The organism is Paracoccus sp. MC1862 (assembly GCF_016617715.1).
GTDB lineage: Bacteria > Pseudomonadota > Alphaproteobacteria > Rhodobacterales > Rhodobacteraceae > Paracoccus.
On record NZ_CP067225.1, the window covers coordinates 2,356,444 to 2,379,761 of the forward strand.

The 23,318-nt window shown below is 69.5% G+C and carries 22 protein-coding genes; 11 read left to right on the forward strand and 11 right to left on the reverse strand.

The features are described 5' to 3' along the window. Nucleotides 1-11: 11 nt before the first annotated feature. Together JGR78_RS11645 and JGR78_RS11650 are read right to left on the reverse strand one after the other, a co-directional pair. The gene (locus JGR78_RS11645; protein WP_182792077.1) at nt 12-1,109 is read right to left on the reverse strand and encodes a pyridoxal phosphate-dependent aminotransferase; all 1,098 of its coding nucleotides are present in this window, start codon (nt 1,107-1,109) and stop codon (nt 12-14) included. A 148-nt stretch (nt 1,110-1,257) separates the two neighbouring features. Continuing rightward, nucleotides 1,258-3,006: a thiamine pyrophosphate-binding protein gene (locus JGR78_RS11650; RefSeq protein WP_182803799.1), complete on the reverse strand. Its 1,749-nt coding sequence runs from the start codon at nt 3,004-3,006 to the stop codon at nt 1,258-1,260. Between the two features lie 106 nt (nt 3,007-3,112). On the opposite strand from JGR78_RS11650, the gene smpB reads away from it, so the two are divergent. Both smpB and JGR78_RS11660 read left to right on the forward strand, forming a co-directional pair. Continuing rightward, nucleotides 3,113-3,586: an SsrA-binding protein SmpB gene (smpB, locus tag JGR78_RS11655; RefSeq protein ID WP_182803801.1), complete on the forward strand. Its 474-nt coding sequence runs from the start codon at nt 3,113-3,115 to the stop codon at nt 3,584-3,586. Nucleotides 3,587-3,674: 88 nt separating this feature from the next. Further along, nucleotides 3,675-3,923: a hypothetical protein gene (locus tag JGR78_RS11660; RefSeq protein ID WP_182803803.1), complete on the forward strand. Its 249-nt coding sequence runs from the start codon at nt 3,675-3,677 to the stop codon at nt 3,921-3,923. A gap of 23 nt (nt 3,924-3,946) precedes the next feature. On the opposite strand, the gene JGR78_RS11665 is transcribed toward JGR78_RS11660, so the two are convergent. Then, nucleotides 3,947-4,390: a DUF1810 domain-containing protein gene (locus tag JGR78_RS11665; protein WP_234450732.1), complete on the reverse strand. Its 444-nt coding sequence runs from the start codon at nt 4,388-4,390 to the stop codon at nt 3,947-3,949. Nucleotides 4,391-4,459: 69 nt separating this feature from the next. On the opposite strand from JGR78_RS11665, the gene sseA reads away from it, so the two are divergent. Beyond that, nucleotides 4,460-5,311 (forward strand): 3-mercaptopyruvate sulfurtransferase, encoded by an 852-nt coding sequence (gene sseA / locus JGR78_RS11670; protein ID WP_182803808.1) that lies wholly within the window; start codon nt 4,460-4,462, stop codon nt 5,309-5,311. Next, nucleotides 5,312-6,496, forward strand: a complete 1,185-nt coding sequence (locus JGR78_RS11675) for an amino acid aminotransferase (RefSeq protein WP_182803810.1) — start codon at nt 5,312-5,314, stop codon at nt 6,494-6,496. It begins immediately after the preceding gene. Between the two features lie 82 nt (nt 6,497-6,578). Here JGR78_RS11675 and JGR78_RS11680 read toward each other — a convergent pair whose 3' ends face one another. Both JGR78_RS11680 and JGR78_RS11685 read right to left on the reverse strand, forming a co-directional pair. Then, nucleotides 6,579-6,824 (reverse strand): DUF1127 domain-containing protein, encoded by a 246-nt coding sequence (locus JGR78_RS11680; protein ID WP_370576525.1) that lies wholly within the window; start codon nt 6,822-6,824, stop codon nt 6,579-6,581. 241 nt (nt 6,825-7,065) lie between these two features. Beyond that, nucleotides 7,066-7,785: a 16S rRNA (uracil(1498)-N(3))-methyltransferase gene (locus tag JGR78_RS11685; protein WP_182803812.1), complete on the reverse strand. Its 720-nt coding sequence runs from the start codon at nt 7,783-7,785 to the stop codon at nt 7,066-7,068. Between the two features lie 13 nt (nt 7,786-7,798). Between JGR78_RS11685 and ubiA the strand changes: the two genes are divergently transcribed. From ubiA to JGR78_RS11700, 3 genes are all read left to right on the forward strand, one after another. Next, nucleotides 7,799-8,755: a 4-hydroxybenzoate octaprenyltransferase gene (gene ubiA, locus JGR78_RS11690; RefSeq protein WP_182803892.1), complete on the forward strand. Its 957-nt coding sequence runs from the start codon at nt 7,799-7,801 to the stop codon at nt 8,753-8,755. Nucleotides 8,756-8,813: 58 nt separating this feature from the next. Further along, on the forward strand, nt 8,814-10,958 hold the full coding sequence (locus tag JGR78_RS11695) for an OmpA family protein (RefSeq protein ID WP_182803814.1): 2,145 nt from the start codon (nt 8,814-8,816) through the stop codon (nt 10,956-10,958). Between the two features lie 187 nt (nt 10,959-11,145). Beyond that, a complete protein-coding gene (locus JGR78_RS11700; RefSeq protein ID WP_182803816.1) occupies nt 11,146-11,379 on the forward strand; it encodes a hypothetical protein in 234 nt (77 codons plus the stop codon). Between the two features lie 8 nt (nt 11,380-11,387). Here the strand turns inward: JGR78_RS11700 and JGR78_RS11705 are convergent, their stop codons facing one another. Further along, the gene (locus JGR78_RS11705) at nt 11,388-12,266 is read right to left on the reverse strand and encodes a 50S ribosomal protein L11 methyltransferase (RefSeq protein WP_182803819.1); all 879 of its coding nucleotides are present in this window, start codon (nt 12,264-12,266) and stop codon (nt 11,388-11,390) included. After that, nucleotides 12,266-12,934, reverse strand: a complete 669-nt coding sequence (msrA, locus tag JGR78_RS11710; RefSeq protein WP_220495371.1) for a peptide-methionine (S)-S-oxide reductase MsrA — start codon at nt 12,932-12,934, stop codon at nt 12,266-12,268. The genes JGR78_RS11705 and msrA overlap by 1 nt, the downstream gene beginning before the upstream one ends. 169 nt (nt 12,935-13,103) lie before the next feature. On the opposite strand from msrA, the gene JGR78_RS11715 reads away from it, so the two are divergent. Next, entirely contained in the window at nt 13,104-14,075 is a 972-nt protein-coding gene (locus JGR78_RS11715; RefSeq protein WP_182803823.1) for a P1 family peptidase, read from the forward strand. A 61-nt stretch (nt 14,076-14,136) separates the two neighbouring features. On the opposite strand, the gene JGR78_RS11720 is transcribed toward JGR78_RS11715, so the two are convergent. After that, nucleotides 14,137-14,838, reverse strand: a complete 702-nt coding sequence (locus JGR78_RS11720) for an SH3 domain-containing protein (protein WP_182792066.1) — start codon at nt 14,836-14,838, stop codon at nt 14,137-14,139. 157 nt (nt 14,839-14,995) lie between these two features. Between JGR78_RS11720 and JGR78_RS11725 the strand changes: the two genes are divergently transcribed. Further along, nucleotides 14,996-16,474 carry an NAD-dependent succinate-semialdehyde dehydrogenase gene (locus JGR78_RS11725; RefSeq protein WP_182792065.1) on the forward strand — a complete coding sequence of 493 codons (1,479 nt, stop codon included), beginning with the start codon at nt 14,996-14,998 and terminating at the stop codon, nt 16,472-16,474. A gap of 261 nt (nt 16,475-16,735) precedes the next feature. Here the strand turns inward: JGR78_RS11725 and JGR78_RS11730 are convergent, their stop codons facing one another. Next, nucleotides 16,736-18,940, reverse strand: a complete 2,205-nt coding sequence (locus tag JGR78_RS11730) for a M10 family metallopeptidase (protein WP_182803825.1) — start codon at nt 18,938-18,940, stop codon at nt 16,736-16,738. Nucleotides 18,941-19,045: 105 nt separating this feature from the next. Then, nucleotides 19,046-20,206: an acetyl-CoA C-acyltransferase gene (locus JGR78_RS11735; protein WP_182803827.1), complete on the reverse strand. Its 1,161-nt coding sequence runs from the start codon at nt 20,204-20,206 to the stop codon at nt 19,046-19,048. An 81-nt stretch (nt 20,207-20,287) separates the two neighbouring features. Between JGR78_RS11735 and JGR78_RS11740 the strand changes: the two genes are divergently transcribed. Then, nucleotides 20,288-20,635 carry an STAS domain-containing protein gene (locus JGR78_RS11740; RefSeq protein ID WP_182803894.1) on the forward strand — a complete coding sequence of 116 codons (348 nt, stop codon included), beginning with the start codon at nt 20,288-20,290 and terminating at the stop codon, nt 20,633-20,635. Next, nucleotides 20,632-21,159 carry an ATP-binding protein gene (locus JGR78_RS11745; protein ID WP_182803830.1) on the forward strand — a complete coding sequence of 176 codons (528 nt, stop codon included), beginning with the start codon at nt 20,632-20,634 and terminating at the stop codon, nt 21,157-21,159. Before JGR78_RS11740 ends, JGR78_RS11745 begins: the two co-directional genes overlap by 4 nt. 6 nt (nt 21,160-21,165) lie before the next feature. Here the strand turns inward: JGR78_RS11745 and uvrC are convergent, their stop codons facing one another. Further along, entirely contained in the window at nt 21,166-23,037 is a 1,872-nt protein-coding gene (uvrC, locus tag JGR78_RS11750) for an excinuclease ABC subunit UvrC (protein WP_182803832.1), read from the reverse strand. Between the last annotated feature and the right edge of the window lie 281 nt (nt 23,038-23,318).

Below are 23,318 nucleotides of genomic sequence, written 5' to 3' on the forward strand. Positions count from 1 at the left end.
AAGAAGCCCCTTCAGCCCCTTGCCATTGCAAGCGCTTGCGGCAGGGCCTGGGCGAACACATCGAGTTCGGCTTCCGGCCCGCAACTGACGCGGATGCAGCGGTTCTGCGGCGCGACCCAGGGCATCCGGGCGAAGATTCCCTGTTCGGCCAGCGCCGCCAGCAGCGCGCGGGCGGAGTCGCCGTCCCGGCCGCAGTCGATGGCGACGAAATTCGTGGCCGAGGGCAGCGCCTTGAGGCCGTTGTCGCGGGCGATGGCGGCGATCCGTTCGCGGGCGTCCGTGACCTGCCGGACGGTCTCGGCCAGATGCGCGGCATCCCCCAGCGCCGCCAGCGCGCCCGCCTGCGCCACGCTGTTGACGCCGAAATGATTCCGCACCCGGTCGAAGGCGCGGATCATGTCCGGGGCGCCGATGGCATAGCCGATCCGCGCGCCAGCCATTCCGTGGGCCTTGGAGAAGGTCCGCATCCGCAGCACCCGCGGGTCGGCGGGGTCGATGCGCGGCAGGGCGGGGGCGAACTCGGCATAGGCTTCGTCGAGGATCAGCAGGATGCCTTCCGGCAGCGCGGCGATGGCGGCCTCGATCGCCTCGGGCGGATGCCAGCCGCCCATGGGGTTGTCGGGGTTGCAGAGATACACCATCCGCGCGCCGGTCCCGGCGGCCTGCGCCACCAGCGCGGCGGGGTCCTGCTTATCGGCGCGATAGGGGACGCGGACCAGTTCGCCGCCGAAGCCGGCGACGTGAAAATCGAAGGTCGGATAACCACCCGCCGAGGTGACGACCCGATCCCCCGGTGCCACCATCAGCCGGACGGCAAGGCCCAGAAGCCCGTCGATCCCCTCGCCCACGACGATATTCTCGGGGGCGACGCCGCAATGGGCGGCAAGCGCGGCCTTGAGGTCGTGGTTCGTCGGATCGCCGTATTTCCAGACCTCGGCGGCGGCCTTCCGCATCGCCTCGATGGCCAGCGGAGAGGGGCCGAAGCCGTTCTCGTTCGCCCCCAGCCGGGCGCGGAAGGGCACGCCGCGCCGGCGTTCCAGCGTTTCGGGACCGACAAAGGGCACGGCGTCGGGCAGGCTGGCGGGAAGGGGCGCGAGGGTCGGTTTCATGCCCGGATCAGAAGCGCAAATCCGCCGTTCTCGCAACCCCGTCTGCGCGAAGGCCGCCCTGCACTCCTGCCGCGCGGCGCGCGTGCATCAAGGCCCTGAAAGGGGCACCGCTGGCATGGAAAGCCGTCGCTGCGCGCCTGGCAACGTCCTAGTCCTTGCCGAAAAGGCGGCCAAGCAACCCTCGTGACGCAGGCGGCTCGGCAGTGTTGTCGGCCACAGCCGGCGCAGGCTCAGGCGCGGGCTTCGCCGTTGCCGCCATGCCTGCCGCGCGGGTCTCGGACAGCGTCGCGCCGGTCGTCAGCGCCTCGGGGTCCAGCCGCAACTCGATCACGGCAAGTGTCCCCGCGTCCTGCGCCCGCTGGAAGGCCCCGGCGAAGTCCTCGTCGCGTTCCACCAACTCGCCATGCCCGCCGTAGGCGCGGGCCAGCGCGGCGAAGTCGGGGTTGAACAGGTCGGTGCCCGAGACGCGCCCCGAATAGTGCTTTTCCTGATGCATGCGGATCGTGCCGTAGCGGCCGTTGTTCGCCACGATCACGATCACCGCCGCGCCCTCCTGCGCCGCCGTGGAAAGCTCGTTCACCGTCATCTGAATGTCGCCGTCGCCCGCCACGCAGACGACCGTGCGGTCCGGGTGCCGGATCTTGGCCGCCACCGCCGCCGGCAACCCGTAGCCCATCGACCCCGAGGTCGGCGCAAGCTGCGTCTCGCCCCGCTTGAACTGGAAATAGCGGTGGATGAAGGACGCGAAGTTGCCCGCGCCGTTGGTGATGATGGCATCCTCGGGCAGGTTGTCGGACAGCCAGGTGATCACCCGCTCCATCTTCACCGCGCCGGGGGTTTCCTTCGGCTGGCGCCATGCCTCGTAGTTAGCTCGCAGTTCCGCGGTCCAGTCGCTCCACTGGCGCGGCGCCGGCGCCTCGGCCAGCGCCTTCAGCACGGCGCGGGGGCAGGCGGCGATGCCGGGATCGGCGCGCCAGAGATGGCCGATCTCGTCGGGGTCCGGGTAGACGTGGATGATGCGCTTGCCCTGCCCCTTCGGGCTCATCAGGTCATAGCCGTTCGTCAGCGTGTCCCCCAGCCGCGAGCCGAGCGACAGGATGCAATCCGCTTCCCTCAGCGCCTCGCCCAGCTTCGGGTTCATGCCCACGCCCAGATCGCCCACGTAGTTCGGCAAGCGGTTGTCGATCAGATACTGGCGGCGGAAGGGCACGGCGACCGGCAGGCCCCAGCCTGCCGCGAAGCGCGCCAGCCGGTCGCCGTCCTCCTGCGTCCAGATCGAGCCGCCGGGAATCACCAGCGGCCGCTCGGCCCCGGCCAGCGCCCCGGTGATCGCGGCAAGCTGCGCCTCGGAAATGCCGGGAACCGGGCGCGGCGCGGGCATCAGGTCGGGGGCGCCCGATTCGGCTGACAGCATGTCCTCGGGCAGCGCCAGCACCACCGGGCCGGGGCGGCCGGACAGGGCGAGATCGAAGGCACGGGCGACATATTCGGGGATGCGGTCGGTGTCGTCGATCTCGGCCACCCACTTGGCGAGGCTTCCGAACATCTGCCGATAATCGACCTCCTGAAACGCCTCGCGGTCGCGGGTGTCCCGCGCGATCTGGCCCACGAACAGGATCATCGGCGTCGAATCCTGCCTGGCCACATGGACCCCGGCGCTGGCGTTGGTGGCCCCCGGCCCGCGGGTGACAAAGCAGATGCCCGGCCGCCCGGTCATCTTGCCCCAGGCCTCGGCCATCATCGCCGCCCCGCCTTCCTGGCGGCAGACGGTGTTCGGAATCCCTGCGTCGTAAAGCCCGTCCAGCGCGGCAAGGAAGCTTTCGCCGGGAACCGAGAAGACCCGTTCCACCCCATGCGCCTTCAGCGCATCCGCCAGTATCCGTCCGCCGTGCCGCATCGCCTCGCCCCCTTGTCGCAAATCGCGCGCAAACTGGGGGCAAGACGCGCCAAGGGCAAGCCCGCAGCTTTACAGCGGCCGCCCGCGCCCCTATCTCACGCCGACCATGGCCCAGGCAAAATCCGACCCGAACTACAAGGTGATCGCCGAGAACCGGCGGGCGCGCTTCGATTACTTCATCGAGAGCGACATCGAGGTGGGCATCATCCTCACCGGCTCCGAGGTGAAGGCGCTGCGCACCGGCCAGTCCAACATCGCCGAAAGCTACGCCAGCGTGGAACAGGGCGAGTTGTGGCTGATCAACGGCTACATCTCCTCCTACAAGCAGGCGGGCATCTTCGGGCATGAGGAACGCCGCCACCGCAAGTTGCTGGTCAGCCGCAAGGAACTGTCGCGGCTGTGGCAGGCCACGGGACGCGAAGGCATGACGCTGGTCCCGCTGGTGATGTATTTCAACCACCGGGGCATCGTGAAGCTGAAGCTGGGCATCGCCAAGGGCAAGAAGAACCACGACAAGCGCGCGACCGAGGCCAAGCGCGACTGGGGCCGCGAAAAGCAGCGCCTGCTGAAGCAGGGCTGAGACGGCCCTGCCTGTTCAGCCACTGGCGTGAGCTGCGATGTCGGTGCACATTGGAAACCGAGTGCCACCTTAGGCTTGCGGATCAGGGATGAGCGACACCAAGACCGATCTGGACCGGTTGCTGGCAGAAACGCGCCGGCTGAACGCCGAGGCCGACAGGCTGATGGCCGAGGAACGCAAACTCATGGCCGAGCGGCTGCTTCGTCGGCAAAGGCGTGGACCCTGGTTCAACTTCGTTCATGAGATCGCTCCATTTCTGGGCATCGGTCTTGTGATTGGCCTGGTCGCTGCCTTGGCTGTCCTGCTTCTGCCCCTGATGGGAACCCCCAATCCTTAGGCGCAGACCGCATCCGTTCCCTGCTACCGCAGCGCCGCCAGCGTGGCCGGGTCCGCCTCGCCCTCGTAGAACTCTGCCAGCAGCCGGTCGAAGACCTCGCCCCCGCCCGCCTCGCGGAACAGCGTGGCGCAGGACCGCAGCTTCATCGCATCGACCGGGCCCAGCACCGCCTCGGGCGGGCGGCCCTCGTTTTCCAGCATCGCCTCGGCGGCCTCGCGCAGGTTTGCCGCCAGCACCGGATCGGCCAGGTAGGCCCGCGCCTCGGCCATGTCGCGGATGCCGTAGTGCTTCGCCGTCCCCGACCGCCCCAGCGCGGCAAGCTGCGGAAAGACATACCACATCCAGTGGCTGACCTTCCGGCCTGCCCGCAGTTCCGCCACCGCGCGGGACTGGTCGCGCGCCTGCGCGTCGTGAAAGCGTTGCAGGTCCATGCCGCATGGATGCGCCCCATGCGGACGCGCGGTCAAGGGCCGTTGTCCTGCCCGCGCGTCAAGGCTAAGAAAGCCCGCGGTGGCTGGGGACCGAGGAGACAAGGGATGGACGATCCGAAGACGCTGGTGTCGACCGACTGGCTGGCGGCACATCTGGACGACCCCGACCTGCGCGTCATCGACGCAAGCTGGCACATGCCCGCAACGGGCCGCGACGCCCGCGCCGAATACGAGGCCGCCCATATCCCCGGCGCGCGTTTCTTCGACATCGACGCCATCGCGGACACCCGCAGCCCCCTGCCCCACATGGCCCCCCAGCCCGAGATGTTCGTCAGCCGCCTGCGGGCGATGGGCATCGGCGACGGCCATCAGGTCGTGATCTACGACAACTCGGACGTCCATTCGGCGGCCCGCGTCTGGTGGATCTTCCGTCTGATGGGCAAGACCGACGTGGCGATGCTGGACGGCGGCTTTGCCAAATGGCAGGCCGAGGGCCGCCCGGTCGAGGACATGCCCCCGATCACCCGCGACCGCCACATGACCGTGCAGCGGCAGGCGGGACTGGTCCGCGACGTGACACAGGTGGCGGCAGCGGCCAAGCTGGGCGACCACCAGATCATCGACGCCCGCAGCGTAGCCCGATTCCGCGGCGACGAGCCCGAGCCCCGCCCCGGCCTGCGCGCGGGCCATATCCCCGGCGCGAAGAACGTCCCCGTGGGCCAGCTTTACACCCCCGACGGCACCATGAAGCCGGTGGACGAGTTGCGCGCCGTCTTCGAATCGGCAGGCGTGGATCTTGCGCGCCCTGCGATCACCACCTGCGGCTCTGGCGTCACCGCGGCCAGCCTTGCGCTGGCGCTGGAACGCCTGGGCAAGCGGGACTGGTCGCTCTACGACGGGGCCTGGGCCGAATGGGGCAGCTACCCCGACCTCAAGATCGCAACCGGAGACGCCTGAATGTTCGGCAACCTGCAGCCCCAAGCCCCCGACAAGATCCTCGCCCTGATGGGCGAGTTCCGGGCCGACACCCGGCAGGGCAAGATCGACCTGGGCGTGGGCGTCTACAAGGACCCGACCGGGCTGACCCCGGTGATGCGGGCCGTCAAGGACGCCGAGCGCCGCATCTGGGAAGCCGAGACCACCAAGGCCTATACCGCGCTTGCGGGAGAACCGGCCTATCTGAACGCGCTGTCGCGGATGGTGCTGGGCGAGGGGCTGGACGACAGCCGCACGGCGGCGCTGTCCACCGTCGGCGGCACCGGCGCGATCCGGCAGGCGCTGGAACTGGCGCGGATCGGCAACCCGGACCTGACCGTCCATGTCTCGGACCCGACCTGGCCCAACCATCTGTCGATCCTGAAATTCATGGGCGTGCCTTTCGTCGAATACCGCTATTTCGACGACGCCACCCGCGGCGTCGATTTCGAGGGGATGAAGGCCGATCTGGGCCGCGCCCAGAAGGGCGACCTCGTATTGCTGCACGGCTGCTGCCACAACCCGACCGGCGCGAACCTGAGCATGGACCAATGGGCCGAGGTGGCAGGCATTCTCGACCGCACCGGCGCGGTGCCGCTGGTGGATCTCGCCTACCAGGGCTTCGGCGACGGGCTGGAGGAAGACGCGGCCGGCACCCGCCTGATCCTCAGCCGCACGCCCGAGGCGCTGGTCGCGGCCTCCTGCTCCAAGAACTTCGGCATCTACCGCGAACGGACGGGGATGCTGCTGGCGCAGGTCAGGGACGCGGGCGCGCGCGATCTGGCGCAGGGGACGATGGCCTACCTGAACCGCCAGAACTACAGCTTCCCGCCCGACCACGGCGCGCGGATCGTCCAGGTGATCCTCGACGACGAGGCGCTTTCCGCCGACTGGAAGGCCGAGCTTGAGGAGGTCCGGCTGGGAATGCTCGCCCTGCGCCAACAGCTTGCCGAGGAACTGCGGAACCTCACCGGCAGCGACCGCTTCGACTTCATCGAGCAGCACCGCGGCATGTTCTCGCGCCTGGGCGCCACGCCCGAGCAGGTTGCGAAGATGAAGGACGACAATGCCATCTACATGGTGGGCGATTCGCGACTGAACATCGCCGGTCTGAACCGCGACAGCGTGCCGATCCTGGCCCGCGCCATCGTCGAGGCGGGGGTCTGAACGGGGTCAGCCCCTTCGGACATGAAAAAGCCGGGGCGCGCCTGATGGCGGCCCCGGCTTCGTCGTTCTTGAAATGAAAGGATCAGAGACCGCGGGCGACGCGCTCGATCTCGCCGCGGTTCAGGCCGATGTCGGCCAGTTCGCGGTCGGACAGGGCGTTCAACTGGTTGCGCGTCTCGCGCACGTCTGCCCAATAGCGGACGGTGGTGGAGATGCGATCGAAAATACCGGCAGGACGCGCCGCCGGAATGGCGCGGAAGGTATCGATGGCCGACATGTCAGGAACCCATTTTTCTTGCGGCCCGCGCCAATCGCGGGCGATGTTCATCAGTGCCCCTGATATAGGCCCCGGGCCACGCTCCGACCACGTCCGAACCCGAAGCTCAGCCATGCAGAAAATGCATAGCAAGTGCTTGTTTACGTTTCGTTAACATAGCTCGACAGCGTACAAAGCTGCGTTTGCCCTTGCGTCAGAAGCCGCTCCTCTCGAAGAAAACTTCCGAGACACAGCACTTCCCGCAGTTTCCTTGCGCAAGAGCGCCGCTTTGTCGCAGCCATTGTCCTGCGCCTCAGCGCCAGTCCCCTAGTGCCACCTGCCACAGGGTCAGCGCCGCTACGGCCGCCGTATCAGCGCGCAGCACCCGCGGGCCGAGGCTGACCCGGTGGACGCAACCCATCCCCGCAAGCCGCTGCCGCTCGGCCTCCGACCATCCCCCCTCCGGCCCGATCAGCACCGCCCATGGACCGCCGGGCAACCCCGCCAGGGTCTCGGCCGGCCCCGCCAGCGCCTCGTCCGCCCAGAGGATGCGCCGCCCCTGATCCCAGCCGTCCAGCAGCCGCCCCAGCGGCAGCAGGGCGTCGACCGGCGGGACAAAGGTGCCGCCGCATTGCTCGGCGGCTTCCACGGCATGGGCCTGCAGCCGGTCCTGCCGGATGCGTTCCGAATTGGTATGGTCGGTCTGCACCGGCAGGATGCGTGCCGCCCCCAGTTCCGCCGCCTTTTCCACGATGAAATCGGTCCGCGCCTTCTTGATCGGCGCGAAGACCAGCCACAGGTCCGGCGGATCAAGCTGCGGCGCGACCTGCCCCACAAGCTCGACCTCTCCGCCCCGCTTGCCCGCCGAAACCAGCCGCGCCGTCCATTCGCCGTCGCGCCCGTTGAAGACCGCGATCTCGGCGCCCGAACCCAGCCGCATCACCGTTGAAAGATAATGTGACTGGTCCGTGTCCAAGGGCACGGGTTGTCCCGGGGCGAAGCGGTGATCTATGTAAAGCCTGATCTTTCCCATGACGGCGGACCCTATGCAGTCTGATGTCTCAACGCCACAGGCCATGGCAACGGTTGCGGATGCGCCGCGCGGCAACTGGGTGGACCGGCTGGCCCCGCCCGCGTCCCGCCCCTGGCTGCGCCTCAGCCGCGCCGACCGGCCCATCGGGACGTGGCTTCTGCTGCTGCCCTGCTGGTGGGGAACGGGGCTTGCGATGATGGCCGACCGGCCGTTGTGGGTGGACCTGTGGGTCGTGATCGCCTGCGCCATCGGATCTGTGGTGATGCGGGGGGCGGGCTGCACCTGGAACGACATCACCGACCGCGACATCGACGGCTCGGTCGCGCGCACCCGCTCGCGCCCGCTGCCCTCGGGGCAGGTCACGCTGCGGGGCACCTTCATCTGGCTGGGGGCGCAACTCGCCATAGGCGCGCTGATCCTGTTCACCATGAACGCGGCGGCCATCGCGCTGGGGGTGGCCTCGCTGGCGCTGGTCGCGGTCTATCCCTTTGCCAAGCGCTTCACCTGGTGGCCGCAGGTCTTCCTGGGCCTCGCCTTCAACTGGGGGGTGCTGGTGGCCTTTGCCGCGCATGGCGGCACCCTGCACCCGGCGCCAGTGCTGGCCTATGCGGCGGGCATCCTCTGGACGCTGTTCTACGACACCATCTACGCCCACCAGGACGCCGAGGATGACGCCCTGATCGGGGTCAAGTCCACCGCCCGGCTGTTCGGCAAGGACAGTCCGCGCTGGCTTCTGGGCTTTGCCGCGGGCGCGGTCGTGCTGCTGGCGGCGGCGGTTGCGGCGACCCGGCCCTCGGTCCTGCAGGCGGTGATCGGCACCGCCGGGATCGCGGGCTTCGCCCTGCATCTGTCGTGGCAGTTGCGCCGGTTCGACCCCGGCGACAGCCCGGCGCTGCTGCGGCTGTTCCGGTCCAACCGCGACGCGGGGCTGATCGTCGCGGGCGCGCTGTTCCTCGCCGGGCTGGCGTGATTGCCGAACCCACCCCGCGCGCCCATGTCGGGCGGGATCAAGAACGAAAGGCCCGGTGATGGGCGAAGGGACGTCCAAACCCCGCCGCGCGCGGAACTGGTTCCTGGGGCTGGTGCTGCTGGCCTCGGGCGCGGTCGCGGCCTACGAGGCCGGCCGCCGGGCCGTTCCCGCCTTTGAACGGCACACGCTGGCGCAGGTGCAGGCGGCGCTGGATCAGGCCGGGGCCGGCTGGGCCGGGGCCGAGGCCGACGGCCTGACCCTGCGCCTGACCGGCACCGCCCCCGACGAGGTGCAGCGCATCCGCGCCGTGGCGCTGGCGACCGAGGCCGCGCGCTTCGCCCGGATCGAGGACGCGACGCAGGTTCCCCGCCCCCCCGAAACCGCGCCCCCCTCCTTCCGGTTCGAGGTGCTGCGGGGCGAAGCCGGCACCTCGGTCATCGGCCTTGCCCCCGCGGCCATGGACCGCGACGGCCTGCTGGCGCGGCTGGAACGCGCGGCGGGGACCGGCGGACTGACCGACCTGCTGGAAACCGCCGACCACCCCGCCCCCGAGGGCTGGGACGAGGCCGTGGCCTTCGCCGTCAAGGCCGCCGGGCAGATGCCGCGCGCCAAGATCGCGGTCACGCCCGGCCATGTGCGGATCGACGCCATCACCGATGGCGAGGGCGAAAAGACGCGGCTGGAACAATCGCTCGCGGCGGCGGTCCCCGAAGGCGTCACCCTTGTCACCGACATTTCCGCGCCGCGCCCGCTGATCTCGCCCTTTGCGCTTGAACTGGTCAGGACGCCCGAGGGCACGCGCCTGGACCGCTGCGCCGCCGATACCGAGCCTGCGCTGGGGCGCATCCTGTCGGCCGCCGCGCAGGCCGGGGCCGATGCGGCGCCCTGCCCGCTGGGGCTGGGCGCGCCCTCGCCGGACTGGGCCGATGCCGCGGTCGCGGGCATCGCCGCGCTGAATGCGCTGCCGCAGGGGCGACTGGCGATCCGCGACCTGCGGGTGACGCTGGCCGCCCCTCATGACGTGCCGCCCGAGGGTTTCGCCGCCGCCCGCGACCGGCTGGCCGAGGCCCTGCCCCCCGGCTTCACGCTGGACGCCACGCTCGCCCCGCCGCCGGACGCGGACAATCCGCCGCCGGGTTTTGTCGCCGTCGCGGATGGCGAGGGCATCCGGCTGCGCGGCACCATCGCCGACCAGGGCACGGGCGACGCGCTGGCAAGCCTTGCCGGCGCCCGCTTCGGGGCGGTGGACAGCGGCCTGACGGTGCGCCCCGATGCGCCGCCCGGCTGGACCGCCCGCGTCTTCGCCGCGCTCGAGGCGATGGACGCGATGGAGCAGGGGACGGCCACGGTCACGCCCGACCTGATCCGGCTTGCCGGCACCACCGCCAGCCCCACCGCCGCGCCGCAGATCGCCGATCTGCTGGCGGCGCGGCTGGGGTCGGGGGCGGTCTATGAACTGTCGCTGATCTACGACCCCCGGCTGGACCCGGCGGTGGACCTGCCCTCGGGGACCGACTGCGTGGACGCGCTGAACGCCACGGTGCAGCAATCCGCCATCGGCTTCGAGCCGAACCGCGCCGTCATCGCGGGCGACGTGGCCCCGGTCATCGAGGCGCTGGCCGCGACCATGGCCCGCTGTTCCGGCTTCCGCATCGAGATCGGCGGCCATACCGATTCGCAGGGCGCCGACAGCTTCAACCGCGAGCTTTCCGCCCAGCGCGCCCAGGCCGTGCTGGATGCCATGGCCGGGGGCGGCATCGACACCGCGCAGATGGTCGCCGTGGGCTATGGCGAGACCCGCCCGCTCGGCCCCAACGACACCCCCGCCGGGCGCGAGGCCAACCGCCGGATCGAGTTCCGCCTGCTCTCGCCCGAGCCGCTGGACCGCACCCCGCCCTCTGCCACCATCACCCGCGGCGTGACCGGCGGCCCGGCGCCCGCCGCCGAGCCTCCTCCACCCGGCGCGATCGTTGCCGGGGACGGGAGTTCCGGCGACACTGCCCCGGCGGCAGGGGCGGGTGACGGTCCCACCCCCGACGAGATCGCCGAGGCCGAGGGCATCTCGATCCGCCCCGACCGCGTCACCATCGAGAACGGCCGCCTGACCACCCCGGTCCCGCCGCCGCTGTTCCAAAGCGCCGAGCCGGACGAGACCGCCCTGCCCGACGGCATCCGCCGCCCGAGGGCGCGGCCGCAGGAGTGATGCGGCCGAGGCGTATGCATCGGCCGTGCATCACCTGTGCATCACTCGTGCATCGAAAAAAACTGCCTGATTGGCAGTGCCGAGGATCGCACCCTTTCCGACGGGACTCCCTCTCGATCCGTCGCATCCGGGCGGCCAGACGTGCCCTCTGAACCAGCCGGAACTGCTGATCGCAGCCGGTGGCACCTTGTTCACAGCCTTCCTGCCGGGCTGGCTGGCAGCCTGGCTTGCCCTGCGGGCCAGTGAGCCCGCACGACCTGCCCTCCTGCCACCGCGCACGCCCGACCGGCTGTCTGCCGCCCGAGGAGACCTCGCCGCGGCCCGCGACAACCTGCGCGCGGCACGGTCCGCAATCGAGGAATCGCGCGCCCGCACCGACACCGGCCCCATGCGCGCAACGGGTCAGAACCACGGACCCTGAGCAGGGCTTCAACCTTCCGCCGGACGTCCGACCACCAGCGTGGCCCATTCCCCCAGATCGTCGCGGCGCTGCAGCGGCACCCCTGCCTCGGCATAGGCGGCGGCCACCTCCTCGGCCTGACCGACAAGGATGCCGGACAGGATCGCCTTGCCGCCGGGCGCGAGGTGACGGGCCATGTCGGGCGCAAGCTCGATCAACGGCTGCTTGAGGATATTTGCGAAAACAAGGTCATAAGGGCGCGCGTCATGCAGCAGCGGATGGCCGAAGCCTTCGGCCATCACGCATTCCACCCGCCCGGCAAGGCCGTTGGCGATCACATTCGCCTGCGCCGTCTCGACCGCCACCGGGTCGATGTCCGAGGCCAGCACCACCCCGGGCAGCACCCTGGCCGCCGCCATCGCCAGAACCGCCGTCCCGCAACCGATGTCCGCCACCCGCTCGGGCGTCTCGCCATCCCCGATCATGCGGTCCAAGGCCAGCAGGCAGCCGCGCGTGGTGTCGTGATGGCCGGTGCCGAAGGCCATCGCCGCCTCGATCAGCAGTGCCTCGGACCCTTCGGGCACGCGGTCGGCGTCATGGGCGCCATGAACGAAGAAGCGCCCGGCCTCGACCGGGGTCAGCTCGCGGCGGACATGGGCGACCCAGTCGACCTCGGGCAGTTCCGAGATGGCGAAAGGCTGCGCCGCATGGGCCGCAGCCAGCAACGCCAGCGCGATCTCGTCCGGGGGATCGGTGAAATAGACGCCGACTTCCCAGCGGTCCGAACCGTCCTCGATCTCGAAGACGCCGGTGCCGACGGGCTCGGGGTCCAGGTCCTCGCAGGCCTCGGCCAGTCCTTCGGCGGCTTCGCGGCCCTGCAGATGGGTCAGGGCGGTCCAGGTGGGCATCAGACGGCGCCGCCGGCCGCGACCGAACTGCCGCCGCTGGACGAAGGCGAAGGTTCCGGGTTGCCATCGCCGTCGCCTACGGTCGCCTCATGCAGCGCGCTGGCTTGGGACGCCTGCACGCCGGTGCCGCGCAGGTTGCAGTAGCCGTCAGGCACCTTGTGCAGATACTGCTGGTGCAGGTCCTCGGGCGCGCGCCAGAAATGATCCAGCGGCGCGATCTGGGTGGTGATGCCGCCGTATCCCCCGACCGCAAGGCGGTTGCCATAGTCCACGCGCGTCATCTCGGCCGCGGCAAGCTGGCTGTCGTTGGTGGTGAAGATGGCCGAGCGATACTGGTCGCCGATATCGTTGCCCTGCCGGTTGCCCTGCGTGGGATCGTGGTTTTCCCAGAAGAGCTTGAGGATCTGTTCCGTGCTGATCCGGCTGGGGTCATAGACGATACGGACGACCTCGGCATGCCCGGTGCGGCCGCCGCAGACCTGCTTGTAGGTCGGGTCCGCGACATTGCCGCCGGCAAATCCGACCTCGGTCAGAAAGACGCCGGGCTGTTGCCAGAACAGCCGCTCGACGCCCCAGTAGCAGCCCATGCCGAGGACGATTTCCTCGAAGCCCGCAGGGGTGGGGGTATCGAGCGGACGGTTGTAGATGGCGTGGATGGGGGTGGGCATGGCGTGCTCCTGTCGCTGTGGCGCATGATCTAGGGTGCGGGATGGTGTTGCACAACGGCTTGCAAGGGCGGGTGGTTCGGCGCGAGGTTCCGGCTGCCGTCGCCGGACCGGGGCACTGCCCCATCGTCGCATACGACGATCCCGGAATATATGGACAAAGGAGAATGGCATGCAGCCGGGACCGTCGAACCTGATCACCGATGTCGAGGGGCTGCGGGTCGGGAACGCGCAGGATGCGCGGCTGAAGTCGGGCGTCACGGTGCTGACCGCCGACGAGCCTTTCGCCTGCGGGGTCCATGTGATGGGCGGCGCGCCGGGAACGCGGGAAACCGACCTGCTGGCGCCCGACAAGATGGTGCAGGCGGTGGATGCGCTGGTGCTGGCGGGCGGCTCGGCCTTCGGGCTGGGGGCCGCGGAGGGCGTGATGGCAGGCTTGCGGGCGGCGGGCCGGGGGTTCGCAGTGGGCGAGGCGCTTGTGCCCATTGTTCCCGCGGCGATCCTGTTCGACCTGCTGAACGGCGGCGACAAGGGGTGGGAGGACAGCCCTTATCCGGCGCTGGGACGGCGGGCGTTCGAGGCGGCCGCTTCGCAGTTCACCCTGGGCACCGCAGGGGCGGGCACGGGGGCGATGACGGCGCGGTGGAAAGGGGGCCTCGGGTCGGCCTCGGCGGTGCTGGAGGACGGGACGACCGTAGGGGCGCTGGTGGCGGTCAACGCGCTGGGGTCCGTCACGGCGCCCTCGGGGCAGTTCTGGGCCGGGCCATGGGAGATGGGGGCCGAGTTCGGCGGCGTTGGCCTTGGCGGGCCGTTCGATCCGGGCCACGAGCCCGGCCCCGAAAAGCGGCAGGGCGAGGCCACGACCATTGCCATCGTCGCGACCGATGCGGGCTTGGACAAGGCGGCGCTGACGCGGCTGGCGGTGGCGGCGCATGACGGGCTGGCGCGGGCGATCCTGCCCTCGCACACCCCCTTTGACGGGGATCTGGTCTTTGCCGTCTCGACCGGCCGCCGCCCCGCCGATCCCTTTCGGCTTGGCCATGCGGCGGCCTGCACACTGGCGCGGGCGGTGGCGCGGGGGGTCTTCGAGGCCACGCCTGCGCCCGGCGACCGCCAGCCCTGCTGGCGCGAGTGGCGCGGATGAAAAGGGGGCAAGGCACATGGCCCCGCCCCTGTTTCGCCTTGGGAGAGGGAGGCCCCGGCGATCAGCGATAAACGTAGACGATGCGGCGTTCGTCGTTCACCAGCACGGGCAGTTCGTTGACGACCACATAGCGATAGTCCGACTGGCCGGGAACTTCATACAGCGTCACCGCGTCCGGGATGCCCGCGCCGACGACAACCTCGCCGTCCAGGATCACCGGCTGCTGCGGGTTGGCGGTGATGTAGGTGCGGACCTCGGGCGGCGGCTCGGGGGTCGCCACGTTGCCTGCCGTTCCGCCGAGGGCCGCGCCCACAAGCGCACCGACCGGACCGCCCACGACCGCGCCCATGGCAGCACCACCCGCCGCGCCGACGGCGGTGTTCTGGCCTTCGACGGGGTTCTGGGCGGGCGCCTCGATCACGGTCACGCCGACGGTCTGGCGGTTCTCGTAAAGCGGCTGCGGCTGCTCACCGACCTGCGCGGTCAGGTAGTCGCCATAGGCCCAGCCCTCTTGCCCGTTGTAGGTGACCTGGCACCAGTTGGCCGTCTCGATGCAGCCCGCGACAGACACCTCGTCGCCATTGGCGATGACGCCGAGGATCGAGGCGGTCGATTGCGGGCCAGACCGCAGGTTCAGGTCGGTCGCGGCCGTCGCCGTCGTGGGCGCGCCGCCGGGAGACAGGGCAGGTTCGGCGGTCTGCGCGAAGGCAGCCCCCGCCATGGTCAGCGCGGCAATGGTCGTGGTCGCAAAGAACGTCCGCATGAAATATCTCCGTCAGGTTCGGGGCGCTTGCCCCTTGGATGCGGGAACAATGCCGGCCAAGCGGACACGGTTCGTTCACGTTCCGGCGAACGCTGGACAATGGCGGCGCGGGTGCTCACCTTGGCGCGGAAACGGAACCCTGCCCCGGAGACCCGCCATGACCGCCCATTCGACCGACCTGCGGACGCTGCTGAAGGACCCCTCGCTGCTGGAAACCCGCGCCTTCGTGGCGGGCGAGTGGGTGGACGCGGACGACGGCAAGACCTTCGAGGTGAAGAACCCGGCCCGCGGCGACGTGATCGCGCAGGTGGCCGACCTGTCGCGCCCCGAAGTCGCCCGCGCCATCGAGGCCGCGCATCAGGCCATGAAGGACTGGGCCGCGCGTCCGGCCAAGGAACGCGCGCAGGTCCTGCGCCGCTGGTTCGATCTGATGATGGAGAACCAGACCGATCTGGGCACCATCCTGACCGCGGAACAGGGCAAGCCCCTGCCCGAGGCCAAGGGCGAGATCGCCTATGGCGCCAGCTTCATCGAGTGGTTCGGCGAGGAGGCCAAGCGCGTCTATGGCGAGACGATCCCCGGCCACATGGCCGACAAGCGCATCACCGTGCTGCGTCAGCCGATCGGGGTCGTGGGCTCGATCACGCCCTGGAACTTCCCCAACGCGATGATCACCCGGAAATGCGGCCCCGCGCTGGCCGTGGGCTGCGGATTCGTCGCCCGTCCTGCCGCCGAAACGCCGCTGTCGGCGCTGGCGCTGGCGGTGCTGGGGGAACGCGCCGGGCTGCCCAAGGGCATCCTGTCGGTGGTCACGTCCTCGCGGTCCTCGGACATCGGCAAGGAGTTCTGCGAGAACCCGCTGGTGCGGAAACTGACCTTCACCGGCTCGACCGAGGTCGGCCGCATCCTGCTGCGGCAGGCGGCGGACCAGGTGCTGAAATGCTCGATGGAGCTTGGTGGCAACGCGCCCTTCATCGTCTTCGACGACGCCGACCTCGATGCGGCGGTGGACGGGGCGATGGCCTCCAAGTTCCGCAACAACGGCCAGACCTGCGTCTGTGCCAACCGCATCTACGTGCAGGCCGGCGTCTATGAGGAGTTCGCCAAGCGTCTGGCAAAGGCCGTGGACAAGCTGACCGTGGGCGACGGCCTCAAGGACGGCACCACCACCGGCCCCCTGATCAACGCCGATGCCGTGGAAAAGGTCGAGGAGCATATCGCCGACGCGCTGGACCGCGGCGCGCAGGTCGTCACCGGCGGCAAGCGCCACGACCTCGGCGGGTCGTTCTTCCAGCCGACCGTGGTGACGAACGTGCCCGCCGACGCCAAGGTATCCACCGAGGAAACCTTCGGCCCGCTCGCGCCGCTGTTCCGCTTCGAGACCGAGGACGAGGTGGTGGAAAAGGCCAACGACACGATCTTCGGCCTTGCCGCCTATTTCTACGCCCGCGACGTGGGCCGGATCACCCGCGTGCAGGAATCGCTGGAATACGGCATCGTCGGCGTGAACACCGGCATCATCTCGACCGAGGTCGCCCCCTTCGGCGGGGTCAAGCAGTCGGGTCTGGGCCGCGAGGGCTCGCGCCACGGGATCGAGGACTACCTTGAGATGAAATACGTCTGCCTGTCGGTCTGACAGAGGCAAGTCCCGGCAATGACCCGCCCCTGCGGGCTACCGCCGGGGCCTTCCTCGCTGAAAGGCTTCACCGGACCCGCCCGGCGCAAGGACAGCCATGACGGCCGCTGTCCGATCCGCCTCCTGTCCGGCCGCCACCGACATAGTCAGGAACCGCCCGAAGAAGGCTTCGGACGGTTCCAGATATCCTCGGGGGGAATCGCCGCAAGGCGATGGGGGGCAGACAGCCCCCCTGCTGCAGCAGGGCAGGGCGGCGGCGCGTCAGGCGATCAGCAGATCGTCCCGCAGCGCGTCCAGCGTCATCCCGTCGATCCGCAGCACCCCGCCTAAGATGTCCAGGCTCACCCCGCCGCCGCTTTCGCTTGTCCGCGCGTCCAGGTCCCCTGCGGAAAGTCCGGCCGTCCGCGCGCCGTCGATGCGGATCGCGTCCAGATCGTCCTGAAAGTCCAGAACCCGCCCGGTCTGCCCGGCGGTGAAGACAAAGACATCGGCGCCGCCGCCGCCGGACATCTCGTCCCTGCCGCCGCCGCCGATCAGCAGGTTGCGGGCGCCGTTGCCGATCAGGACATTGTCCGCGGCATTGCCGGTCACCTGCACCGCAAGATCGCCCTCGACCACCACCTTCTCGACATGGGCGCCCAGAACGATGTCGTGGCGGGTGATGACGGTGTCGAAGCCGCCGCCCGCCGCCTCGACAATGGTGTCGAAGCGGTCGCGCAGATACAGGTCGTCGCCGTCGCCCCCGACCAGCCGGTCCGCGCCCGCGTTCCCGTCCAGCGTGTCGTCGCCCGCCATCCCGAACAGGGTGTCGTTGCCCGCGGCCCCCGACAGGTAGTTCGCCTGGCTGTTGCCCGCCACCGTGTTCGCCCCGGCATTGCCGGTCCCGTATTTCGCGAAGGACTGGATCAGCAGCAGCGCCTCGAGATGCTCGGCCAGCGTGAAGTTGACGGTGGCGCGCACGCGGTCGATGCCGCCATCCGCCGCCTCGACCAGCCGGTCCAGCGCATCGGCGATGTAAAGGTCGTCGCCGGTCCCGCCCGCCAGCAGGTCGGCGCCTGCGCCGCCTTCCAGCGTGTCGTTGCCCTGATGGCCGTGGATCGTGTCCATGCCGGCCCCGCCGATCAACCAGTTCGCCGCCGCGTTGCCCCGGATCAGGTCGTTGCCGCTGCCCGCGACCAGGTTCTCGATCACCGTGCCTTGGGCGATCGAGAGGTTGCCGGTCAGCCCGTAGACGCTGGAAACCGCCCCGCCCCGCAGGTCGATGCTCTGCGCCGTCCGGTCGGACCCGAGCCGCAGCCAGTCGGTGCCGCCCTGGTCGAAGATCGTCATGGTCACGGCCGCGCCCGCCACCATCAGCCCGTTCGCCACCCCGAGGGCGCCCGCGACCGTGCCGCCCTCGCCCCAGACAGAGTTGCCGTCGTTGAGGCCGCGCGGCGTGCCATACAGGTCATGCACCGCGATGATGTCGGCCCTCATCGGGGTCACGGCATAGGCGTAGCTGGCGTCGATCACCGTGTTGTCGGCCTGACTGAAATAGGACATGAGCGAGGCCTGCCAACTGTCGTTGGCATAAGCGTTGTCGGTGCCGAAACTGGCGCTGCCGTTATAAGGGCCGGCATGGCCCAGGCCCAACGCATGGCCGATCTCGTGCAGGCAGGTCTGGTAGAAATAGCTGTCGAAGCCGGCCTCTGGCCCCTCGGCCCAGTCCGCCGGGATGTTGATCAGCGCCGAGACGACAACCGCATCGCCCGCCGTCGGCATGGAATAGGCCCCGCCGGGGTCGTCGTTGACAAAGCGGATGCTGGCCGCTTCGCCCGCGCGCGAGGCGGTGTCGAAGCGCAGTCCCGTCACCTCGGACCAGGCGTTCAGCGCCATCCGCGCCATCCGCTGCTCGGCCGCGCCCAGGTCCGAGATGTCGCAGCTCAGGACCGAGCCCTGCCGCGCGTCATGGGCATGGCGGAAATAGCCGTGATCCGCCCAGAAGCCGTCGGTCAGGTAGCGTGCAATCTCGGTCATCGTCAGCACGTCCGATCCGGGGCCGGGTCCCGGCCGGGCGGGCCCATGGCTGATCCGGTAGCTGCCGGCATGGGCGGAAAACCCGCTGGCCACGAGGTAATGGATGCCGCTGGAGGTCGCGGTATAGGTGAACTCGGAACGTTCCAGCGCGCCCGCGTCGTCGCTGTAGGCAAGGCTCGCGCCCTCTGCATCGACCAGCTCAAGCACGGTGTCGGCCAGCGAGATACCGTCCATGCGGAACGTCCGGCTCTGTCCCGCCGTCAGGGTGACGGCGATCCAGTCGGTGTCGCCGGCCGTCCCGATGCTGCCCTGGAAGACATCGCCCTCGGGCAGGAAATAGCGGGTGCCACTGTCCGACCGCGCGTCCTCATCCTCGCGGATCGTGGCGTGAGAGGGCGCATGATCAAGGGCGGGCGGCGGCAAATTCCCCCGGAACGACGCTGCGGCCACGGCATGATCTCCGGCTGGACAAGGCGATGCCGCAGGGGCGGCACCTTGGTCCATCATATCCTGATGGGCAAGCCCGGCAAGCAGGTCGCAACCCCCGCGGGTGCGTCACAGCATCTCGACCGCCAGCGCCGTGCCTTCGCCGCCGCCGATGCAGATGGCGGCGATGCCGCGCATCTTGCCCTGCTGACGCAGGGCGTTGATCAGCGTGACGACGATCCGCGCGCCCGAGGCGCCGATGGGATGGCCCAGCGCGCAGGCGCCGCCGTTGACGTTCACGCGGTCGGGCGACAGGCCCATCTTCTGCATGAAGGCCATGGGAACCACGGCGAAGGCCTCGTTCACCTCCCACAGATCGACGTCGTCCTTGGACCAGCCGAGCTTCGCCAGCAGCTTTTCCGCAGCCGGCACGGGCGCGGTCGGGAACTCGGCCGGGGCCTGCGCGTGGCCGGCATGGCCCACGATCCGGGCGATGGCCCCCTTGGGATCGTCCGACAGCACCAGCGCCGCCGCCCCGTCCGAGATCGAGGACGAATTCGCCGCCGTCACCGTCCCGTCCTTGCGGAAGGCGGGCTTCAGCGTCGGGATCTTGTCGGGCCGCGCGTTGCCGGGCTGCTCGTCGGTGTCCACCACGGTCTCTCCGCCGCGGGTCGCGAGTGTCACCGCCACCACTTCGTCGGCAAAGCGGCCCTCCCTGATCGCCGACTGGGCGCGGGTCAGGGAACGCAGCGCGTAGTCGTCCTGCGCCTGCCGGGTGAACTGGAATTCCTCGGCGCAATCCTCGGCAAAGGTGCCCATCAGGCGGCCCTTGTCATAGGCGTCCTCCAGCCCGTCGAGGAACATGGAATCCATCACCTGCCCATGCCCCAGCCGCGCGCCGCCGCGCATCTTGGGCAGCAGGTAGGGCGCGTTGGTCATGCTCTCCATGCCCCCCGCGACGATGGTCCGCGCCGAACCCGCGCGGATGGAATCCGTGGCCTGCATCACCGCTTGCATCCCCGATCCGCACATCTTGTTCAGCGTGACCGCAGGCACCGACTGCGGCAGCCCCGCACCCAGAGCCGCCTGCCGGGCCGGGGCCTGCCCCTGCCCCGCGGGCAGGACGCAACCCATCAGCACCTCGTCCACCCGGCGGCCCTCCACGCCCGCGCGCGACAGCGCCCCGGCGATGGCGGCGGCGCCCAGTTCGGGGGCGGTCAGGGGCGACAGGACGCCCTGCATCCCCCCCATGGGGGTGCGGACGGCGGCATGGACATAAACCTCGGTCATCTGGTTCTCGCGTGCTTACGGGTTGGTAAGGAATCCGCGCTAACCATGGTCGCAACGAAGGATTCGCTGCAAGGGGCCGGGATGAACATCACGATCGAGGAGATCGAGGGCGGCGTGCGCGCCCGCGTCGGGGAAACGCGGCTGGACGCGGCCATTTCGATCCGCTTCAAGGACCGTCTGCGGGAAATCATGTCGCGCCACGGACCATGCCTGTTGCTGGACCTGTCGATGGTGACATTCATGGACAGTTCCGGCCTTGGGGCGATCCTCGCGATCCGCCGGGCGCTGCCGCCGGGCCACCGGATCGAGCTTGCCGGCCTGACCCCAAACGTGGACCGGGTGTTCCGGCTGACGCGGATGGACCTGGTCTTCACCATCCACGGCGGCGCGACCGATGCCGTGGCGCAGGCCGAAGGAACCCCGTCATGAGCCGGGTCGAAGCCGCCGCGCCGATGTTCCACCGCATCCTCGACGCAAACCCCGCGGCGGTGCAGCGGGCGCTGATCGATGCGCGCGACAGGTTCGCGGGCGCGGTCCCGGAAGACGCGCTGGCGCGGATGGAGCTGGTGATGGCCGAGATCCTCAACAACATCGCCCAGCACGGGACCGGGACGGGGAAAGAGCCGGCGGCGGACAGGCCGCGCCACCCGCCGGTCACGATCCATGTCACCGTCACCGGCCACGCGGGCGGGCTGGCCTGCGCGATCAGCGACAACGGCCCGCCGCTGCCATCAAGCTGCTTGGCGGGGCCGGAACAGCCGCCCTCGCCCCAGCTTGCGGCGCTGCGTTCGGGCGGGTTCGGTTGGGTCATCATCCGCGACCTCACCCGCTCGCTGTTCTACTTCCGCGAACGCAGCCGCAACGTGCTGTGCTTCAACATCCCCCGGCGCGAGGATGACATCCCCCTGCAGGGCGGCGATCCACCGGTCGTGCGGGCGGCCGGCGCGGCCTGACGCGGCTCAGTCCCCGGAGTGGAAATGGTCGTGGATGGCCTTTGCCATCGCCGCCGAGATGCCCGGCGCGGCCTGCAGGTCGTCAAGCCCCGCCCGCGCCACCGCCTTGGCGCTGCCGAAATGCGCCAGCAGCGCGCGCTTGCGGGACGCGCCCACGCCTGCGATCTCGTCCAGGGGGTTCGCCATCACCTGCTTCGTCCGCCGCGCCCGGTGGGTGCCGATGGCCCAGCGATGCGCCTCGTCGCGCAGGCGCTGGGTGAAATACAGCACCGGATCGTTCATCGGCAGCGCCTTTGGCCGATGGCCGGGACGGTGGAACTCCTCCTTGCCGTGGTCGCGGTCCTCGCCCTTTGCCACGCCGATCATGGGGATATCCTCGACCCCCATCTCGGCCATGATCCCGGCGACGGCAGAGACCTGCCCCGCGCCGCCGTCGATCAGCAGCAGGTCGGGCCAGGCTTCGCTCTGGCGGTCGGGGTCTTCCTTCAACAACCGGGAAAAGCGGCGCGTCAGCACCTCGCGCATCATGCCGAAGTCGTCGCCCGGCGTGATCTCGGTGCCCTTGATGTTGAACTTGCGGTACTGGCTTTTCATCCAGCCCTCGGGACCCGCGACGATCATACCGCCGACCGGGGCCGCGCCCTGGATGTGGCTGTTGTCGTAAACCTCGATCCGGCGCGGGACCACGGGCAGGTCGAAGGCCTCGGCCAGCCCCTCCAGCAGCCGCCGTTGCGTGGCGCTTTCGGCCAGGCGGCGCGCAAGGCTTTCCCGCGCGTTCCGCAGAGCGTTCGCGACCAGCGCCGCCTTTTCGCCCCGCTGCGGCACGCCCACCGCCACGCGGCGGCCCGCGCGGTCCGACAGCAGCCGCGCCACCAGATCCTGGTCCTCGGTCCCATGGCTCAGCAGGATCAGCCGCGGCGACACCTTGTCGTCGTAGAACTGGGCGAGGAAGGCCTGCATGATCTCCTCGGCCGACTCCGACCCGCCGGTGCGGGGATAGAAGTCGCGGTTCCCCCAGCTCTGGTTGCCGCGGATGAAGAAGACCTGCACGCAGGCCTGCCCCGCCTCCATGTGCAGCGCCACGACATCGGCCTCGGCCACGCCCTTGGGGTTGATCGCCTGCACCGACTGCACGGCGGTCAGCGCCTTGATCCGGTCCCGCAGGGCGGCGGCGCGTTCATATTCCATCGCTTCCGCCGCCTCGGCCATGTCCTCGGCCAGCCGCGCCTGCACCGAGGTGGAGCGCCCCTGCAGGAAGCGTTCCGCATCCGCGACCAGCTCGGCATAGGCCCCTTCGTCGATGCGGTCGACGCAGGGGGCGCTGCAGCGCTTGATCTGGTGCAGCAGGCAGGGCCGCGTGCGCGCGGAAAAGGTCGCGTCCGTGCAGGAGCGCAGCAGGAACACCCGCTGCAATTGGTTCAGCGTCCGGTTCACCGCCCCCGCGCTGGCGAAGGGTCCGTAATAGTCGCCCTTTTCCGACTTCGCGCCCCGGTGCTTCTTGATCTGCGGGAAGGGATGCGCTTTTGCCACGAGGATATTCGGGAAGGACTTGTCGTCCCGCAAAAGCACGTTGTAGCGCGGCTTCAGCTGCTTGATGAGGTTCTGTTCCAGCAGCAGCGCTTCGGTTTCCGTGCGCGTGGTCAGGAACATCATGGAGGCCGTCTCGCGGATCATCCGCGCGATGCGCCCCGAATGGCCCGAGGGACGGGCATAGTTTGACACCCGCGCCTTCAGGTTGCGCGCCTTGCCGACGTAAAGCACTGCGCCTTGGGCATCGAGCATGCGGTAGACGCCGGGGCTGGAGTCCAGCCTGCGGCAGTAATCGGCGATCAGCCGGTGGCCGGTCAGCGCGTCAGGGGTGGGGGCAGAGTCGTCCATGTGGCCTAGAAAGTGATTCCGCTCTCAGCCCGCAAGTGCGGGGTGGATGCAACCGGATTTGAGTCCACCGATTTTGTGGATAAGTTTGTGGAACGCCTGCGGAGCAACATCGCCCCGATCAGGATTCACTGGGCTTTCCTTGCTTTGCCCAAAAAACAGGCACATAATCAGTCTATTGTTTTTGCTTGGAATTTTTGATCCACGCTGCAAGTCGATGTTTTCCTATGAAGAATCATGAACCTTGCATGACGGCCCGCGCCGGCGTGGACAAACTGCCGCGG

Bases quoted from the DNA above. Each gene is read 5' to 3' on its own strand.
- msrA (WP_220495371.1), bottom strand. From the start codon at position 12,934: ATGCCCACCCCCATCCACGCCATCTACAACCGTCCGCTCGATACCCCC.
- JGR78_RS11725 (WP_182792065.1), top strand. From the start codon at position 14,996: ATGACCGCCCATTCGACCGACCTGCGGACGCTGCTGAAGGACCCCTCG.
- JGR78_RS11735 (WP_182803827.1), bottom strand. From the start codon at position 20,206: ATGACCGAGGTTTATGTCCATGCCGCCGTCCGCACCCCCATGGGGGGG.
- JGR78_RS11695 (WP_182803814.1), top strand. From the start codon at position 8,814: ATGGGCGAAGGGACGTCCAAACCCCGCCGCGCGCGGAACTGGTTCCTG.
- JGR78_RS11715 (WP_182803823.1), top strand. From the start codon at position 13,104: ATGCAGCCGGGACCGTCGAACCTGATCACCGATGTCGAGGGGCTGCGG.
- JGR78_RS11680 (WP_370576525.1), bottom strand. From the start codon at position 6,824: ATGAACATCGCCCGCGATTGGCGCGGGCCGCAAGAAAAATGGGTTCCT.
- JGR78_RS11705 (WP_182803819.1), bottom strand. From the start codon at position 12,266: ATGCCCACCTGGACCGCCCTGACCCATCTGCAGGGCCGCGAAGCCGCC.
- JGR78_RS11740 (WP_182803894.1), top strand. From the start codon at position 20,288: ATGAACATCACGATCGAGGAGATCGAGGGCGGCGTGCGCGCCCGCGTC.
- smpB (WP_182803801.1), top strand. From the start codon at position 3,113: ATGGCCCAGGCAAAATCCGACCCGAACTACAAGGTGATCGCCGAGAAC.
- JGR78_RS11720 (WP_182792066.1), bottom strand. From the start codon at position 14,838: ATGCGGACGTTCTTTGCGACCACGACCATTGCCGCGCTGACCATGGCG.
- JGR78_RS11650 (WP_182803799.1), bottom strand. From the start codon at position 3,006: ATGCGGCACGGCGGACGGATACTGGCGGATGCGCTGAAGGCGCATGGG.
- JGR78_RS11745 (WP_182803830.1), top strand. From the start codon at position 20,632: ATGAGCCGGGTCGAAGCCGCCGCGCCGATGTTCCACCGCATCCTCGAC.
- JGR78_RS11660 (WP_182803803.1), top strand. From the start codon at position 3,675: ATGAGCGACACCAAGACCGATCTGGACCGGTTGCTGGCAGAAACGCGC.
- JGR78_RS11675 (WP_182803810.1), top strand. From the start codon at position 5,312: ATGTTCGGCAACCTGCAGCCCCAAGCCCCCGACAAGATCCTCGCCCTG.
- JGR78_RS11685 (WP_182803812.1), bottom strand. From the start codon at position 7,785: ATGGGAAAGATCAGGCTTTACATAGATCACCGCTTCGCCCCGGGACAA.
- JGR78_RS11645 (WP_182792077.1), bottom strand. From the start codon at position 1,109: ATGAAACCGACCCTCGCGCCCCTTCCCGCCAGCCTGCCCGACGCCGTG.
- uvrC (WP_182803832.1), bottom strand. From the start codon at position 23,037: ATGGACGACTCTGCCCCCACCCCTGACGCGCTGACCGGCCACCGGCTG.
- ubiA (WP_182803892.1), top strand. From the start codon at position 7,799: ATGCAGTCTGATGTCTCAACGCCACAGGCCATGGCAACGGTTGCGGAT.
- sseA (WP_182803808.1), top strand. From the start codon at position 4,460: ATGGACGATCCGAAGACGCTGGTGTCGACCGACTGGCTGGCGGCACAT.